This is a genomic window from Pseudomonas syringae pv. coryli str. NCPPB 4273 (assembly GCF_000972175.1).
Lineage (GTDB): Bacteria > Pseudomonadota > Gammaproteobacteria > Pseudomonadales > Pseudomonadaceae > Aquipseudomonas > Aquipseudomonas syringae.
Genome location: NZ_AWQP01000050.1, coordinates 1 through 16,914 on the forward strand (window position 1 = coordinate 1; position 16,914 = coordinate 16,914).

General features: G+C 59.2%; 17 protein-coding genes. 12 read left to right on the plus strand and 5 right to left on the minus strand.

What is annotated here, in order from left to right:
• Positions 1 to 145 precede the first annotated feature (145 nt).
• A complete protein-coding gene (gene dksA / locus P406_RS19940) occupies positions 146 to 586 on the minus strand; it encodes an RNA polymerase-binding protein DksA (protein WP_003317723.1) in 441 nt (146 codons plus the stop codon).
• Between the two features lie 347 nt (positions 587 to 933).
• Between dksA and P406_RS19945 the strand changes: the two genes are divergently transcribed.
• Together P406_RS19945 and sfsA are read left to right on the plus strand one after the other, a co-directional pair.
• A complete protein-coding gene (locus P406_RS19945; RefSeq protein ID WP_046237133.1) occupies positions 934 to 2,106 on the plus strand; it encodes a pyridoxal phosphate-dependent aminotransferase in 1,173 nt (390 codons plus the stop codon).
• Entirely contained in the window at positions 2,106 to 2,819 is a 714-nt protein-coding gene (gene sfsA, locus P406_RS19950) for a DNA/RNA nuclease SfsA (protein ID WP_046237134.1), read from the plus strand. Before P406_RS19945 ends, sfsA begins: the two co-directional genes overlap by 1 nt.
• A gap of 30 nt (positions 2,820 to 2,849) precedes the next feature.
• On the opposite strand, the gene P406_RS19955 is transcribed toward sfsA, so the two are convergent.
• Positions 2,850 to 3,179, minus strand: coding sequence for a Rieske (2Fe-2S) protein (locus P406_RS19955; protein ID WP_046237140.1), 330 nt, complete (start codon positions 3,177 to 3,179; stop codon positions 2,850 to 2,852).
• 241 nt (positions 3,180 to 3,420) lie between these two features.
• On the opposite strand from P406_RS19955, the gene deoC reads away from it, so the two are divergent.
• The gene (gene deoC, locus P406_RS19960; protein ID WP_046237135.1) at positions 3,421 to 4,206 is read left to right on the plus strand and encodes a deoxyribose-phosphate aldolase; all 786 of its coding nucleotides are present in this window, start codon (positions 3,421 to 3,423) and stop codon (positions 4,204 to 4,206) included.
• 356 nt (positions 4,207 to 4,562) lie between these two features.
• Here deoC and P406_RS19965 read toward each other — a convergent pair whose 3' ends face one another.
• Entirely contained in the window at positions 4,563 to 4,907 is a 345-nt protein-coding gene (locus P406_RS19965) for a pentapeptide repeat-containing protein (protein ID WP_003371360.1), read from the minus strand.
• 100 nt (positions 4,908 to 5,007) lie between these two features.
• Positions 5,008 to 6,546 (minus strand): bifunctional aminoglycoside phosphotransferase/ATP-binding protein, encoded by a 1,539-nt coding sequence (locus P406_RS19970; RefSeq protein WP_046237136.1) that lies wholly within the window; start codon positions 6,544 to 6,546, stop codon positions 5,008 to 5,010.
• 130 nt (positions 6,547 to 6,676) lie between these two features.
• On the opposite strand from P406_RS19970, the gene mrcB reads away from it, so the two are divergent.
• Genes mrcB through P406_RS19985 form a run of 3 tightly spaced genes read left to right on the plus strand, consistent with a single transcriptional unit; the run spans position 6,677 to position 10,088 of the window.
• Positions 6,677 to 8,998 carry a penicillin-binding protein 1B gene (gene mrcB / locus P406_RS19975; RefSeq protein ID WP_032697910.1) on the plus strand — a complete coding sequence of 774 codons (2,322 nt, stop codon included), beginning with the start codon at positions 6,677 to 6,679 and terminating at the stop codon, positions 8,996 to 8,998.
• Positions 8,999 to 9,015: 17 nt separating this feature from the next.
• The gene (locus P406_RS19980; RefSeq protein ID WP_162234405.1) at positions 9,016 to 9,759 is read left to right on the plus strand and encodes a tetratricopeptide repeat protein; all 744 of its coding nucleotides are present in this window, start codon (positions 9,016 to 9,018) and stop codon (positions 9,757 to 9,759) included.
• Positions 9,759 to 10,088 carry a YqcC family protein gene (locus P406_RS19985; RefSeq protein ID WP_046237138.1) on the plus strand — a complete coding sequence of 110 codons (330 nt, stop codon included), beginning with the start codon at positions 9,759 to 9,761 and terminating at the stop codon, positions 10,086 to 10,088. Before P406_RS19980 ends, P406_RS19985 begins: the two co-directional genes overlap by 1 nt.
• Before the next feature lie 11 nt (positions 10,089 to 10,099).
• Here P406_RS19985 and P406_RS19990 read toward each other — a convergent pair whose 3' ends face one another.
• A complete protein-coding gene (locus P406_RS19990) occupies positions 10,100 to 10,516 on the minus strand; it encodes a DUF4124 domain-containing protein (RefSeq protein WP_024650199.1) in 417 nt (138 codons plus the stop codon).
• A 397-nt stretch (positions 10,517 to 10,913) separates the two neighbouring features.
• Between P406_RS19990 and P406_RS19995 the strand changes: the two genes are divergently transcribed.
• The 6 genes from P406_RS19995 to msrQ all read left to right on the plus strand — a co-directional run bounded on the left by P406_RS19995 (position 10,914) and on the right by msrQ (position 16,903).
• Positions 10,914 to 12,638, plus strand: coding sequence for an acetolactate synthase 3 large subunit (locus tag P406_RS19995; protein ID WP_046237141.1), 1,725 nt, complete (start codon positions 10,914 to 10,916; stop codon positions 12,636 to 12,638).
• A 2-nt stretch (positions 12,639 to 12,640) separates the two neighbouring features.
• A complete protein-coding gene (gene ilvN, locus P406_RS20000; protein WP_002552075.1) occupies positions 12,641 to 13,132 on the plus strand; it encodes an acetolactate synthase small subunit in 492 nt (163 codons plus the stop codon).
• 47 nt (positions 13,133 to 13,179) lie between these two features.
• Positions 13,180 to 14,196 carry a ketol-acid reductoisomerase gene (gene ilvC, locus P406_RS20005; protein WP_002552076.1) on the plus strand — a complete coding sequence of 339 codons (1,017 nt, stop codon included), beginning with the start codon at positions 13,180 to 13,182 and terminating at the stop codon, positions 14,194 to 14,196.
• Positions 14,197 to 14,342: 146 nt separating this feature from the next.
• Positions 14,343 to 15,188, plus strand: coding sequence for a CDP-diacylglycerol--serine O-phosphatidyltransferase (gene pssA, locus P406_RS20010; RefSeq protein ID WP_046237139.1), 846 nt, complete (start codon positions 14,343 to 14,345; stop codon positions 15,186 to 15,188).
• A 69-nt stretch (positions 15,189 to 15,257) separates the two neighbouring features.
• Complete coding sequence (gene msrP, locus P406_RS20015) at positions 15,258 to 16,271, plus strand: protein-methionine-sulfoxide reductase catalytic subunit MsrP (protein ID WP_004410035.1); 1,014 nt, start codon at positions 15,258 to 15,260, stop codon at positions 16,269 to 16,271.
• Positions 16,271 to 16,903 (plus strand): protein-methionine-sulfoxide reductase heme-binding subunit MsrQ, encoded by a 633-nt coding sequence (gene msrQ, locus P406_RS20020; protein ID WP_004410038.1) that lies wholly within the window; start codon positions 16,271 to 16,273, stop codon positions 16,901 to 16,903. The genes msrP and msrQ overlap by 1 nt, the downstream gene beginning before the upstream one ends.
• Positions 16,904 to 16,914: the final 11 nt, after the last annotated feature.

Here is a 16,914-nt window from a genome sequence, read left to right on the forward strand (position 1 = left end):
CGTCGTCAGTGCCATCGCGATCAAAGAGCGCTTGTGTGGCAGTCGCTATGGGCAGGACATGATGTTGCGTCGAATCGGATTCAGTTGGACTCTCAGGCACAAAAAAAGACGCCGAAGCGTCTTTTCAGTCAAAGGCGGCCCCAGGTCATTTACCGACCTGTTTTTCCTTGATTTCTGCAAGGGTCTTGCAGTCGACGCACTGGTCTGCAGTCGGGCGAGCCTCAAGACGGCGGATGCCGATCTCTACGCCGCAGGATTCGCACCAGCCATATTCCTCGTCCTTGATCAGTTGCAGCGTCTTGTCGATCTTCTTGATCAACTTGCGTTCGCGATCGCGGGCACGAAGTTCAAGGCTGAACTCTTCTTCCTGGCTGGCACGGTCGGCCGGGTCAGGGAAGTTGGCAGCTTCGTCCTTCATATGGTCTACCGTTCGGTCGACCTCTTGCATCAAGTCCTGCTTCCACTTGTTCAGGATCTTGGTGAAGTGCGCGCGCATCGGCTCGCCCATGTACTCTTCACCCTTCGTTTGCACGTAGGGCTCAAAGCCGCTGATTAGATGGTTCTGTTGCTTTTCTGGGGTGGGCATGTCTGGACCGCCTCTCACTCTTCTAATCTATTGCGCAGGATTGTTCCATCACCGACACCCGTCGGCCCTGCAGCTGCAAGCGGGCGAACTTACCAGATCAAATCGGAGTGCGCTACTCCCGGTTGTCGAGCATGACGACGCCGTCTTCTTATGGAGATGGCCATTTCGCATCCGACCTTCATCTAAATGAACTCTAGTCGCTGCGCACCGTCGTAGCTTTCTTTTATTCGGCACTCGGGGCCGGGTTTTTCAGCCTGCAAGCGTACCGTCGGGCGGGTGCTTGGGTAGAATCATGGCGCGCCGTGATGACAATCATGTTTTAACACCCTGCTCCTAAAGGAATATCCATGAGCCAGCCTTACAGTGCGCGCAGTCGCGCCATAGAACCTTTTCATGTCATGGCGCTGCTGGCGCGTGCCAATGAATTGCAGGCGGCGGGTCATGATGTGATTCACCTTGAAATCGGCGAGCCCGATTTCACCACTGCAGAGCCCATCATTAAGGCTGGCCAGGCGGCACTGGCAGACGGCAAGACGCGCTACACCGCCGCGCGCGGCCTGCCGCAACTGCGCGAGGCCATTTCCGGGTTTTACGCTCAGCGTTACGGCGTCGACATTGATCCCCAGCGTATCCTGGTCACGCCGGGCGGTTCAGGCGCGTTGTTGCTGACCAGCAGTCTGCTGGTGGATCCCGGCAAGCACTGGTTGCTGGCCGACCCTGGCTACCCGTGCAATCGCCACTTTTTACGTCTGATAGAAGGCGAGGCGCAGCTGGTGCCGGTAGGTCCCCAAGAGCGTTATCAACTGACCCCCGAGCTGGTGGCCACGCACTGGAACCAGAACAGTGTCGGCGCGCTGGTGGCATCGCCCGCCAACCCGACCGGCACTCTATTGAGTCGTGACGAACTGGCAGCCTTGTCTCAGGCATTAAAAGCCCGCAATGGCCATCTGGTGGTGGACGAGATCTATCACGGCCTGACCTACGGTGTGGACGCCAGCAGTGTGCTGGAAGTGGATAACGACGCTTTCGTCCTCAATAGCTTTTCAAAGTATTTCGGCATGACCGGGTGGCGTCTGGGCTGGCTGGTTGCGCCTGAGGATGCGGTGGCCGATCTGGAAAAGCTGGCCCAGAACCTCTACATCAGCGCGCCGAGCATGGCGCAACATGCTGCGCTCGCCTGCTTTGAGCCGCAGACACTGGCCATACTCGAGCAACGGCGCGCCGAGTTCGGCCGCCGCCGGGACTTTCTGCTGCCAGCGCTGCGCGAACTGGGGTTCGGTATTGCCGTCGAGCCGGAAGGGGCCTTTTATTTGTATGCCGATATCTCCGCGTTCGGCGGCGATGCCTTCGCCTTTTGCCGGCACTTTCTGGAAACCGAGCACGTCGCCTTTACACCGGGGCTGGACTTTGGCCGTTTCCAGGCCGGGCACCACGTGCGCTTTGCCTATACGCAAAGCCTGCCGCGCCTCGAACAGGCGGTCGAGCGAATCGCTCGCGGCTTGCGTAGCTGGGGCGTCTGATGCGTTTTTCTCCGCAGCTTGAGCAGGGGCGTCTGCTGGTGCGTTACAAGCGTTTTCTCGCTGATATCGAAACCGATAGCGGTGAGTTGCTGACCATTCACTGCCCTAACACCGGTTCGATGCTCAACTGCATGATGCCCGGCGGGCGCGTGTGGTTCAGTCGCTCGAATGACCCCAAGCGCAAACTGCCGGGCACTTGGGAAATCAGCGAAACCCCGCAGGGTCGCCTGGCCTGTATCAATACCGGACGGGCCAATACGCTGGTTGAAGAGGCCTTGCGCGCCGGGGTCATCAGCGAACTGACTGGGTTCACGGCGCTCAAGCGTGAGGTGGCCTACGGACAGGAAAAAAGCCGTGTGGACTTTCGTCTGGAGTACCCGGATGGCTACCTGTACCTGGAAGTGAAAAGCGTCACTTTGGGGTTCGATGGTTCCAGCATGGCGGCATTCCCCGATGCGGTGACCCAGCGTGGCGCGCGGCACCTGCGCGAACTGGCGACGCTGGCGCGCGAAGGCGTACGCGCCGTGCTGTTGTATTGCGTCAATCTCACCGGTATCGACGCTGTGCGGCCTGCGCAGGAGATTGATCCTGCCTACGCGGCGGCGTTGCGTGAAGCCATTGATGCCGGTGTGCAAATTCTCGCCTACGGTGCGCAACTGACGTCGGAGGAGATTTTTATCGACCGGCGCCTGCAGGTGCACGGCCTGGATTGAGGCATCTGGCTACGGGCGGTTCAGACTCCGTCATGCCTCCAGATGCAGCGACACCCAGATGCCCTCGGCGTCTTCACGGCTTTTGATGACGGTCAAGGACTGGCCTTCGCAAGGCCCGGCAACGCATTCGCCGTTCTCGATCAGAAACAATGCCCCATGCGTAGCGCACTGGATCAGGCTTGTACTGCTGTCCAGAAATTGATCGGGTTGCCATTCCAGCGGAACACCGCGATGCGGGCAGCGGTTTTTGTAGACGAACACCTCGCCCTGGCGGCGCACGGCAAAAAGCGCATGTTCGCCCAGCGCGAAGCCTTTGCTGTGGGCTTCGGGCAGGTGGCTTGAAGTGCAAAGGAATATCAAGAAGCCTCCATTGGCCAGTTCTTCGGGGACCGGTTTCAGGGTGCCAGTTTTCCGGGGCGGTGCCTGATCGGACAAGTCTGGCATTTTCTTCGGATTGATGCGCTGCGTTACGTTGAAGTCATTACAGGCTGCGTCGGTTCTTTCCTGTCTTTTTGTAGCTTTCTTCTCTAAGCACGTCACTCGTGCCTGTAAGCGTGGCAGCCGTATATCGTCCGCTCATGTTTTGCAGAGCGGAAACACTATGAAAGAGATGACAGCAGATGATGAGCGGCTGGCGCGTCAGGTCATCGGGTTGCTTGAGCTGTTCGCCCTCAATACAGACGACACGGAGCAGCGCATTGTCGGCATCTGTCGGCGTGCCTGCACGCCTGTGGGACCGGTTGCAGCGGTCAGCGTCCAGCAACGTTTCGTGTGTCTGGCGCGCACCACGCTGGATCGCCTACAGGCTCGTCATATCAAGGTCGTCGCGGTGGTCAATTTCCCTCATGGCAGCAGCAATGTTCAGTCAGTCATCGCCCAGGTACGCGCTGCGCTGATGGCTGGCGCGGATGAGATCGACGTCGTGTATCCCTTTCGCGCGCTGCTCGGCGGAGACCGGCAGCCCGGCCTGGCGATGATCTCGGCGTGTTCGGCCTTGTGTGCCGGGCAGGTCAGGCTTACCGCGACCCTTGAAACCGGTGACTTGCGCGACTCGCAAATGATCCTCGATGCGTGCCGCGATGCGATTGTTTCGGGCGCTGACTTCATCAAGACCAGCACGGGCAAGGCCGCCCGGCATGTCACGCCGCAGGCTGCACGGATCATGCTGGAGTCAATTGCGGACGTAGGCGGGCAAGTGGGGCTCAAGGTTGCAGGCGGGATCCGTACGTTCGACGAGGCGCGTGTTTACATGGCGCTCGTCCGCGCGCGATTTGGTCTGCAATGGATCAACGCCGGGCGTTTACGGTTGGGAGGATCGAGCTTGCTGGACGACTTGCTGGCAAGGCTCGGCCTGCTCGAGTCGCATGGTGGTGGCGATGGCTTTTGAATGATCGGCAGCGTTGCGCCAGGCAAAAAAAGACCCGGCAAAGAGCCGGGTCAAAAACCGTGATTAGCCTGATGAGGAGATAATCTGAAAGTCCGAACCAAGGTCTTTCAGGCTACCGTCCAGTCTCGCGACCGGATGTGATAATCATAACGATTCTCATTTGTAAGTCAACATTTCTTTTGGTGGCCCGGACGCCGGTGCCTGCGCCTGATTCGGCACGCATATTTGAGGGCTAAAAAGTGCTGAGTACAGCAAAGACCGGGTTGCGCATGCAAGAGAAGGGGGGCATGAAAAGAGTGCGACACATCGCCAGCCCGCTATGCATCGCGCATGCAGGCTGCAACGTTTTTGCGGTATCAGTGGGTACGGTAGCGCAGGCGCGTGCCGAAGTTCACCGACATCAGAATCTCGTCGGCTGACAGTTCAGCCGGAAAGAACACCCCTGAAATCTGTGCGTGAGCGATGCTCGCACCTTCCATCGGCGTATTGCGCAGGTCCAGACCACGAAGGTCGGCAGAGCGAAAGTAGGCGTCGGTGAAGTCGATATTGGCGGTGTCCAGCGCGCGCAGGTCCAGCCCCCTGAAGTCGCCCCCGACCATGTCGATGGTGCCAGTGCGTGGTTTCTCTTGATTGAAACCTTCGACGTCATCTTTGCGCAGCAGCATATAAAGCGGTGAGTCGATCTGTTTGGGGTGGCTCATGATGGCCTCCGACATGTCATCGCGTTGGAATTATGGCGCCAGTATATCGCCATCACTGTAAGGCCGTGAAGCATTAACCGCTCAACGGCCATGTGTCTCTTTACAGGCCCGGCAGGCGCTGACGCAGGTTGTCGATAAGGCTGTCCAGGTCGCTGCTGACGTTGGTTGCAACCTTCTTGCTGCGCAGGATTTCGTCGGCGCCGAGCGGCTCGCGACTGGCCTGCTGCGCCTCGATGACTTCCAGTGTCGCGTCGGAGGGGTCGTTGTTCTGTGCCTGACGCTGCGCAAGCCAGCCAGCGATCACTGCCTGTGGTGCTTCGCAATCCAGAATCAGGAACGGCACACCGGTGTTTTCCGCAATCTTTGCCGCCGCATCGCGCTGCTCGCGCTTCAGGTAGGTCGCATCGATTACCACCGAGAAGCCCGCTCGCAGGGTTGCGGAGGCCAGCTCATGCAGGCGTGCATACGTTGTGCTGCTGGCTTGCGCGTCGTACAGATCCTGATTCTGGCCGGCAAACAGGCGCTTGCGCTCTACGTCCGAGCGCAGGCGGATGGCGCCCAGCGATTCCACCAGGCGCATTGCTACGTGGCTTTTGCCGACGGCAGAGACACCGTGGGTAATCGTCAGAAACGGCGAAGGGATGGCGCTGTAGCTCTCGGCCAGATTGGCATAGTTGCGGTACTGACGAAGTGTCGCCGCGCGCTGCAAACCGTCGGCATTGGCCGGCTGGGTGAACAGTGCCACCTTGGCGCGGACCATTGCGCGGTAGGCCTTATAGAAGTTCAACAGCTCAAGGCCTGCGTAGTCGCCGGTGACTTCCAGGTACTGACTGATCAAACGCCGCGACAGCGACTTCAGGCCACGGTCTTCAAGGTCCATTGCCAGAAAGCCGATGTCGGCGTAGACGTCGGTTTTGCGGAACGGCTCGTTGAACTCGATGCAGTCGAACAGCACGACCTTGCCGTCAATCACTGTCGCGTTGCCCAGATGGATGTCGCCATGGCATTCACGGATGAACCCGTCGGCCTTGCGATGAGCCAGCAGCGGCTTGAGTCGCGCAAAGCTCGACTCTGCCCAGGCCTGCAGGGCATCAAGCTGTGCCAGGTCGGATTTTTCGCTGAGCAGCGGGCGAATCTGCTCGAAATTCTGTACCACCGGGGCCATTACGCTGTCAGGCGAGCCGAGTTCGCTTTCGGCCCCGACTTGTGGCGAGCTCAGGTGAAAATTAGCGATCTGGTTGGCCAGTTCGTCGATGTGCGCAGTCGTCACTTCACCGTTGGCCTGCAGCGTGCTCAGCAGGCCATTCTGCGAGAACTGCTTCATCTTCAGCGCGTATTCGATGGCTTCGCCGTCGCCGCCCAGTTGTGGCGCGTCCTCTGTGCCAGTGATCGGCAGGACTTCGATGTAGAGGTCGTCGGTCAGACGCTGATTCAGGCGCAACTCTTCTTCGCAGAAATGCTTGCGCAGGGCCAGCGTGGTGAAATCCAGAAAGCCGAAGTTCATCGGCTTTTTGAATTTGTAGGCATACGGACCCGTCAGCAGCACCCAGGAAATGTGCGTTTCGATGACCTGGAAACTCTCCACCGGATGCGGGAAGAGGGCAGGGTTCTGCAGGGCAGCAATCAAAGACTGGCTCACGGTCGATCCTTCAGGAATGTGTTCAAAATGTAAGTACACGATGCCGCCATTATGGCCGCTTGGCGCGAGGCTGCAAACCGCTGACTCGGGCGTCTGTCGATCCTCGGTAAAGTGCGTATAATCCGCGCCCATGACTCGATCCCGCACCTCTCGTTCTGCAAAAAAACAACCTCCCCGCAGCCTTAACAAGTGGCTGGGCTGGGCGTTGAAGCTCGGTATTGTCGGCCTGGTTCTGCTCGGCGGCCTGGCCATTTACCTCGATGCAATCGTCCAGGAAAAATTCTCCGGCAAGCGCTGGACCATCCCGGCCAAGGTCTATGCACGGCCGCTGGAGCTGTTCGTCGGACAGAAGCTGAGCCGCGATGACTTTCTCATCGAACTGGACGCCCTGGGCTATCGCCGCGAAAGCGTGGCGAATGGTCCCGGTGCCGCAGCGGTGAACGGCAATACCGTCGACCTCAACACGCGTGGTTTTCAGTTCTACGAAGGTACTGACGCAGCGCAACAGGTGCGCGTGCGCTTTTCCGGTGACTACGTAGCCGACCTGTCTTCGGGCAATGGTGCCAAGCTTGCGGTGGCACGGCTTGAGCCGTTGCTGATCGGCGGCCTGTACCCGAAGAATCTGGAAGACCGGATCCTGATCAAGCTGGATCAGGCGCCGCCCTATCTGCTCGACGGGTTGGTAGCGGTCGAAGACCGGGATTTCTATCACCACTTCGGCGTGTCGCCCAAGTCCATTGCCCGGGCGATCTGGGTCAATACCTCGCAGGGGCAGATGCGTCAGGGCGGCAGTACGCTGACCCAGCAGTTGGTCAAGAACTTCTACCTGACCAACGAGCGCAGCCTGACCCGTAAGCTGACCGAAGCCATGATGGCCATTTTGCTGGAGATCCATTACAGCAAGCAGGAAATCCTCGAGGCCTATCTCAACGAAGTGTTCGTCGGTCAGGACGGCCAGCGAGCCGTTCACGGATTTGGTCTGGCCAGCCAGTATTTCTTCAGCCAGCCGCTGTCCGAACTGAAAATCCATCAGGTGGCGATGCTGGTCGGTCTGGTCAAAGGACCGTCCTTCTATAATCCGCGGCGCAATCCGGAGCGTGCTCTGGAGCGTCGTAATCTGGTGCTCGACCTGTTCGAGCAGCAGGGCGTCGCCACGCCGGAAGTGGTTGCCGCTGCGAAGAAAATGCCACTGGGTGTGACCAAGACCGGGACCCTCGCCGACAGCTCGTTCCCGGCGTTCCTCGATCTGGTCAAGCGTCAGCTGCGCGAAGATTATCGCGACGAAGACTTGACCGAAGAAGGGCTGCGGATCTTTACCAGCTTCGATCCGATCCTGCAGATGAAGTCCCAGGCTGCCATGGACGATACGTTCAAGAAGCTCGCCGGGCGCAAGGGCTCTGATGAAGTGGAGTCGGCCATGGTCGTCACCAACCCGGAAACCGGCGAAGTGCAGGCGTTGATCGGTGGGCGTGAGGCCGGGTTCTCGGGCTTCAACCGGGCGATCGACGCGGTGCGGCCGATCGGCTCGCTGGTCAAGCCGGCTATCTACCTCACGGCACTCGAGCGGCCAAGCCAGTACACCTTGACCAGCTGGATCGCCGACGAACTGTTTCAGGTCAAAGGCGCCGATGGCCAGATCTGGAAACCGCAGAACTACGATCGCAAGTCACACGGCAATATCTTCCTGTATCAGGGGCTGGCGCATTCTTACAACCTGTCGACCGCCAAGCTGGGTCTTGAGCTGGGCATTCCAAGCGTGTTCAAGACGCTGGCCAAACTGGGTGTGACGCGCGAGTGGCCTGCCTACCCGTCGATGCTGCTGGGTGCGGGTGGCTTGAGTCCGATGGAAGTGGCCACCATGTATCAGACCATCGCCAGCGGCGGGTTCAATACGCCGATGCGTGGTATTCGCAGCGTGCTCACCGCTGAAGGCGAGCCGCTCAAGCGTTATCCGTTCCAGATTGAACAGCGCTTCGATCCAGGTGCCATATACCTGGTGCAGAATGCGATGCAGCGGGTCATGCGCGAAGGGACGGGCAAATCTGTTTACAACGTGTTGCCGAGCTCGTTGAATCTGGCGGGCAAGACCGGCACCAGTAACGACTCGCGCGACAGCTGGTTTGCCGGGTTCAGCCAGGACCTGCTGGCCGTGGTGTGGATGGGCCGCGACGACAACGGCAAGACACCGTTTACCGGTGCCACCGGTGCCCTGCAGGTCTGGACCAGTTTCATGCGCAAGGCCGGTCCGCTGCCGCTGGACATGGCGATGCCGGACAACGTCGTTCAGGCGTGGGTCGATGCGCAGACCGGCCAGGGTTCGGATGCAAGCTGCCCGAATGCCGTGCAGATGCCGTATATTCGCGGCAGTGAGCCCCAGCCCGGCGCGACATGCGGCGGCGCTCCGGCACCTGCCACTGAGGTGATGGACTGGGTCAAGGGTTGGTTGAACTAGGCAATCGAGGTTTTGAAGTGAATAAATGGTGGATTCCAGCTTTAACGACACTGGCCTTGCTGAACGGCTGCGCCAGTGTGGAACGCGGCTCGATTCCGGTCGTGGATTCGAGCTCCAAGGTGTCCAGCGGCGAACGTGCGGCAGCTTCGCGTAACGGTACTTACCGCACCAACACCGCTCCGGTGCAACAGCAGCCGCAAGCTGTACCGCAGGACTCGGGCGTGGTGGTGATGGTACCGGGCGCGGGTGGCGCTGATGCAGGACAGAGCTACTCTGCGCCCGCCAGTCAGGCACCGTTCAGTGTCAACACTCCGCCTGTCGATGCGGCGCCGGTCAATCAGGCCCCGGTCAGTCAGGCTCCTGTGAACAACAGTTACAGCATGCCGGCTGCCTCTGCCCCGACCGGAATCCCGTCCAGCGGTGGCGGTCTGTCGGAGGACGAGCAGCTTGACGGGCCGGTACTGGCATTGCTGACCACCGCACAGCAACAACAGACCAGCGGCGACCTCAACGGCGCGTCGTCCAGTCTCGAGCGTGCGCAGCGGGTTGCACCGCGCGAGCCGCAAGTGCTTTATCGTCTGGCTCAGGTGCGTCTGGCTCAGGGCGATGCGGCCCAGGCCGAGCAACTGGCACGTCGTGGTCTGACTTACGCCAACGGGCGCACCAGCCTTCAGGCCAGCCTGTGGGGATTGATCGCTCAGTCACGCGAAAAGCAAGGTGATGCGGCCGGTGCTGCCCTGGCTCGTCAAAAGGCTCGCTGATGGACGGACGTTTGCCTGAGGTTGCCGAGCAGCTGTTGTCGATAGAGCGCGAGTTGCGCTTGCTGGGCTGGTGGGATGCGACACCGCCCAGCGAGCAGGCGCTCGCCAGTCAGGAACCGTTCAGCGTCGATACCCTGGAGTTCGCCCAGTGGCTGCAATGGATTTTCCTGCCGCGGATGAAGGTCATCCTTGAGCGCGACCTGCCATTACCCAATGCGTCCGGCATTCTGGAAATGGCCGAGATGGTCTATGCCGGGTGCATGAGTGAAACCCGGCAACTGCAAGCGCATCTGGCGCGGTTCGACCAGCTGATTACAGCAGCGCGCTGATCGGCGCGCTTCTAGCGGCAGTATTCGCTGATAGCCCTGTTGGTTTCTTCGATACGCGTCTTGCGGTTCTCATCCGTAAGGCGCCTCGATTCCCCTCCAACCTGCTCGCGCACGCGTGGATTGTTCTGCAACTGCGCGAGATTGGTGCGCAAGGTTTCGCAATTTTCCGCGCGCTTGGCTTCCTGAGCCTTCACCTGGCTTTTGACTTTCTGGTCAATCTCGCGTTGCTGCGCAGCCCCATCGTCCGCGGGCATGCCCGGCGCGGCAGCGGGTGGCGGTGTCTGCACATTGATTTCCTGCACCGGCTGGCCAGTGGGCGGCTGGGCATCAAAGTGCGTCACGCCTTGGGCATCCACCCACTTGTAGATCGAAGCGGCCTGGCTGGTTGCGCTGATGGCCAGCGCGGCGGCGAGAATCATCCAATGCATGTCGGGTCCTTGAAAGTCTGTGCATGCAGAAAGCTACCATAACAGTGCATTTCAGTCCGAAACGGTGCGATTTCACTCGCCGGGTTTCAAGAAAGCGCACGGATCGCTTGACTTGAAGGGGGGGAATCACAACAATCCAAAGTTCGCTGTAGAAGGACTGCCAGAAGCAGACCCTCTCGGTAGATCATGAGGCGCACACCCGCGCCGACCTGTAACACCCGCAACGCGTTACCTCGCGCTGGGTGGGAATGTTCCGCAACACTCAGGGACCTCCCAATACTTGCTCAGTCAGTGCTGACGTAGTCGGCGACCACCGTCGCTCATGCTCTGCTGGCAGTAAACCTATTAAGACCCGTCCCGGAGTGGGCGGTATTCTGGCGTTTTAGAGGTGAACAACGTGGAGCTTTTATCTGGCGCTGAAATGGTCGTCCGCTTTTTGCGTGACGAAGGCGTTGAGCATATCTATGGGTACCCCGGTGGTGCCCTCCTGCATGTCTACGATGCCCTGTTCAAAGAACCGGCGGTGAGCCACATCCTTGTTCGCCACGAGCAGGCTGCCACGCACATGGCCGATGGCTATGCGCGAGCTACCGGCAAGGCGGGCGTGGTGCTGGTGACCTCGGGTCCTGGTGCAACCAATGCCATTACCGGTATCGCCACGGCGTACATGGACTCCATTCCGATGGTGGTCCTCTCCGGTCAGGTAGCCAGTACGCTGGTGGGCACCGACGCGTTCCAGGAGACCGACATGATCGGTATCTCCCGGCCGATCGTGAAGCACAGCTTCATGATCAAGCACCCGTCGGAAATCCCGGAAATCCTGAAAAAGGCTTTTTACCTGGCACAGTCCGGTCGTCCGGGCCCGGTGGTCGTCGATATTCCGAAGGACATGACCAACCCGGCTGAAAAATTCGAATACGTCTTCCCGAAAAAAGCCAAGCTGCGCTCCTACAGCCCGGCGGTTCGTGGCCATTCCGGTCAGATCCGCAAGGCCGTCGAGATGCTGCTGGCTGCCAAGCGCCCGATCGTCTACGCCGGTGGCGGGGTGATCATGGGCAATGCTTCGGCGCAACTGACCGAACTGGCGCAACTGCTCGATGCACCGGTAACCAACACCCTGATGGGGCTTGGTTGCTATCCGGGCACGGATCGTCAGTTCGTCGGCATGCTCGGGATGCACGGCAGCTACACCGCCAACCTCGCGATGCACCACACCGATGTGATCCTGGCTGTCGGCGCGCGCTTCGATGACCGTGTCATCAACGGCGCCAGCAAGTTCTGCCCGAACGCCAAGATTATCCACATCGATATCGACCCGGCTTCGATCTCCAAGACCATCAAGGCCGACGTGCCTATCGTCGGTCCTGTCGAAAGCGTGCTGACCGAAATGGTCGCCACCTTGAAAGAGATCGGCGAGGCACCCGACAAGGCATCCGTTGCTGCGTGGTGGAAGCAGATTGACGAGTGGCGCGGTACGGGTGATCTGTTCCCTTACAACCGCGGCGATGGCACGGTCATCAAGCCGCAGGCCGTTATCGAAACGCTGTGCGAAGTCACCAAGGGCGACGCATATGTCACCTCGGATGTCGGTCAGCATCAGATGTTCGCTGCGCAGTACTACCGCTTCAACAAGCCGAACCGCTGGATCAACTCGGGCGGTCTGGGCACCATGGGCTTCGGCTTCCCGGCTGCGATGGGCGTCAAGCTGAACTTTCCGGATGCGCACGTCGCCTGTGTGACCGGTGAAGGCAGCATCCAGATGAACATCCAGGAACTGTCGACCTGCCTGCAGTATGGCTTGCCGGTGAAGATCATTCTGCTCAACAACGGTGTGCTGGGCATGGTCCGCCAGTGGCAGGACATGAGCTACGGCGCGCGTCACTCGCACTCCTACATGGAGTCGCTGCCTGATTTCGTCAAGCTGGTCGAGGCTTATGGCCACGTCGGCATGCGTGTTACGGACCTGAAGGATCTGAAGCCGAAGATGGAAGAAGCCTTTGCCATGACTGACCGGCTGGTGTTCATGGATATTCAGGTCGATGTGACCGAGCACGTCTATCCGATGCAGATCAAGGACGGCTCCATGCGCGATATGTGGTTGAGCAAGACGGAGCGGACATAATCATGCGCCATATCATTTCCCTGCTGCTGGAAAACGAACCGGGTGCACTGTCGCGCGTCGTTGGTCTGTTCTCCCAGCGTAATTACAACATCGAAAGCCTGACGGTTGCGCCGACCGAAGACCCGACCCTGTCGCGTCTGACGCTCACCACCGTGGGGCATGATGAGGTGATCGAGCAGATCACCAAGAACCTCAACAAGCTCATCGAAGTGGTCAAGCTGGTCGACCTGTCGGAAAGCGCTCACATCGAGCGCGAACTGATGCTGGTCAAGGTCAAGGCCACCGGCGCGCAGCGTGCCGAGATCAAGCGCACCACGGATATTTTCCGCGGGCAGATCGTCGACGTCACCGCCAGCGTTTACACCGTGCAACTGAGCGGCACGAGCGACAAACTGGACAGCTTCATTCAGGCCATCGGCACCGCCGCTATCCTGGAAACAGTACGCAGTGGCGTAACGGGCATTGCCCGTGGCGACAAAGTGCTGAGCATCTAAATCAATTAAGCAAATGGCCTGCGTGGCCAAGATAACAGGGGATTTCCATGAAAGTTTTCTACGACAAAGACTGTGACCTTTCGATCATCCAGGGCAAGAAAGTCGCCATCATCGGTTACGGTTCGCAAGGTCACGCCCAGGCGTGCAACCTGAAAGACTCCGGCGTTGATGTCACTGTCGGCCTGCGTAAAGGTTCGGCCACTGTCGCCAAGGCCGAGGCTCATGGCCTGAAAGTGACCGACGTCGCTTCTGCCGTTGCTGCTGCCGACCTGGTCATGATCCTGACCCCGGACGAGTTCCAGTCCCAGCTGTACAAGAACGAAGTCGAGCCGAACCTGAAAAAGGGCGCAACACTGGCGTTCTCCCACGGCTTCGCGATTCACTACAACCAGGTCGTGCCGCGCGCTGACCTCGACGTGATCATGATCGCGCCGAAGGCCCCGGGCCACACCGTGCGTACCGAGTTCGTCAAAGGCGGCGGTATCCCTGATCTGATCGCGGTTTATCAGGATGCTTCCGGCAACGCCAAGAACGTTGCCCTGTCCTACGCTTCGGGCGTTGGCGGCGGCCGTACCGGCATCATCGAAACCACCTTCAAGGACGAGACTGAAACCGACCTGTTCGGCGAGCAGGCTGTTCTGTGCGGCGGTACTGTCGAGCTGGTCAAGGCTGGTTTCGAAACGCTGGTTGAAGCTGGCTACGCGCCGGAAATGGCTTACTTCGAGTGCCTGCACGAGCTGAAGCTGATCGTTGACCTCATGTACGAAGGCGGTATCGCCAACATGAACTACTCGATCTCCAACAACGCCGAATACGGCGAATACGTCACCGGCCCTGAAGTCATCAACGCCGAATCCCGTCAGGCCATGCGCAACGCTCTGAAGCGCATCCAGGACGGCGAGTACGCGAAGATGTTCATCAGCGAAGGCGCCACCGGCTACCCGTCGATGACTGCCAAGCGTCGTAACAACGCTGCGCACGGCATCGAAATCATCGGTGAAAAACTGCGCTCGATGATGCCTTGGATCGCGGCGAACAAAATCGTCGACAAAGACAAGAACTAAGCATTCAGCTTCACAAAAAAACGCGGCCAATCGGTCGCGTTTTTTCGTTATGGGTCAGGCTCTGGTATAAAGCTGCAATTGTTTGCAGGCGAACCCTCGCTGCAGACCTGTGTCGAACCTTTTCATACCGCTGCAAGGTAATCTCCATGAGCGAACGTCCTGAAGAGCCCATCAAGGCCTCTGACGCTGAAAGTCTGCTACCTATCGATGAACACGTGGAAGAGGGCCATGACGCCGACGGCCGACAGGTCCGGCATCGGGGTATCTATCTGCTTCCCAACCTGTTTACCACAGCGAATCTGTTCGCGGGTTTCTACTCCATCATCAGCTCCATGAGTGCACAAAGCGCGATGAGCGCCGGTGATTATGCCGGGGCAAGCAAGTATTTCGCCTTCGCTGCGATTGCGATCTTCGTGGCCATGGTGCTCGACGGCCTGGATGGTCGTGTGGCGCGCATGACCAATACGCAAAGCGCGTTTGGCGCCGAGTATGATTCGCTGTCCGATATGGTCGCCTTCGGTGTGGCCCCGGCGTTGCTGGCATTCGGCTGGGCCTTGGGCGACATGGGCAAGGTCGGCTGGATGGTCGCCTTCATCTATGTAGCTGGCGCTGCATTGCGTCTGGCGCGCTTCAATACTCAGGTCGGCAAGGCTGACAAGCGCTACTTCATCGGCCTGGCCAGTCCGGCAGCGGCAGGCGTAGTAGCCGGCACGGTCTGGGCATTCAGCGATTTCGGGATTCAGGGCTCCAAGCTGTCGTTTCTCGTTGCGTTGCTGGTCGCGGCCGCCGGTATGCTGATGGTCAGTAACATCAAGTACAACAGCTTCAAGGAGCTGGACTTGAAGGGACGCGTGCCTTTTGTTGCGATTCTGGCGGTAGTATTGGTGTTTGCTGTCGTATTTAGCGACCCACCGCGCATTTTGCTGCTGATCTTCCTCGCCTACGCTCTGTCCGGACCGATTCAGTATCTATTACGTCGCCGCAAGGCCTAGTCAATGATCTAATTTCCACCATACTCCGTAGTCTATTGGTGCATCAGTTCCCTGGCCTGCGGAGTCATCATGTTAATCAAACTTCCTTCTGCGTCCGACTCCAAAGAGTCGGACGTCACCCCTGAATCCATTTATCTCTCGCGACGCACATTGCTCGCCAGCTCGCTTGCAGGTCTTGCCGTCACCGCAATGCCGCGCTGGGCCGGTGCCGCCGATGCTTCGCGGTATGCCGATGTGGAGCCTGGTAAAGCGCCGGGCTGGTTCGCGGACAAGCTGCCTGCCACGAAATGGCAGGCGGTCAACGTCAAGGACGAGGCGATCACGCCGTTCAAGGACGCGACCCATTACAACAACTTCTATGAGTTCGGTACGGACAAGGGCGATCCCGCGAAGAATGCCGGTTCTCTGCAGACCGAGCCGTGGAGCGTCGTGATCGATGGTGAAGTCGGCAAGCCTGGCCGCTATGCGCTCGAAGACTTCATGAAGCCTTACCAACTGGAAGAGCGGATCTACCGGTTGCGTTGCGTCGAAGCCTGGTCGATGGTCATTCCGTGGATCGGCTTTCCGATCTCGGCGTTGCTCAAGCAGGTAGAGCCGACCTCCAAAGCCAAGTACATCCGTTTCGAAACGCTGGAGGATCCCAAGTCCATGCCGGGTCAGCGCTCCGATTTCGCACTGATCGACTGGCCTTATGTAGAAGGACTGCGTCTGGACGAAGCGATGAACCCTCTGGCGATTCTGGCGGTAGGCATGTACGGGCGTGAGCTGCCTAACCAGAATGGCGCACCGTTACGCCTGGTGGTGCCATGGAAATATGGTTTCAAGAGTGTGAAGTCCATCGTGCGTATCAGTCTGGTCAGTGAACAGCCGAAGACCACCTGGCAAAGCATTGCGGCAAACGAGTATGGCTTCTATGCCAACGTCAACCCGACTGTCGATCACCCCCGCTGGACACAGGCCCGCGAGCGCCGCTTGCCGAGCGGTCTGTTCAGCCCGAATCTGCGCGACACGAAGATGTTCAATGGCTATGAGGAAGAGGTGGGTGCCTTGTACGCCGGTATGGATTTGCGGAAGGACTATTGATGCGATATCCGTTTTTGCGTCTGGCTGTATTTCTTGCCGCTTGCATTGCGCCTGTGTGGTGGTTGTACCAGGCATGGATCTTTGCGCTCGGGCCTGATCCCGGCAAGGTCCTTGTGGAGAACTTCGGAGTGGCGACGCTGGTCATGCTGCTGATCACGCTCTCCATGACTCCGTTGCAGCGCCTTACCGGTTGGTCCGGATGGATTGTGGTGCGTCGCCAGCTGGGCCTGTGGTGTTTTGCCTATGCGATGCTCCACCTGACCATGTATGCGCTGTTCATTCTGGGGCTGGATTGGGGGCAGTTGGGTGTCGAGCTGGTCAAGCGTCCTTATATCATCGTCGGTGCGCTGGCGTTGCTGGGGTTGCTTGCGCTGGCGGTGACTTCCAACCGTTATAGTCAGCGCCGTCTGGGAGCGCGCTGGAAAAAGCTGCATAGGATCATCTACGTGATTCTGGGGCTGGGTTTGCTGCATATGTTCTGGATCGTGCGGGCTGACCTTAAAGAGTGGGCGCTGTATGCGGGGATAGGTGCATTCCTGTTACTGCTGCGGATTCCCGTGTTTGCTCGGCGAATCCCACGTCTGGGCGGTGCTGCGAAGGCCGGATCGGTAAAAGTTCAAAATAACGGTTGACGCCCTCTGTG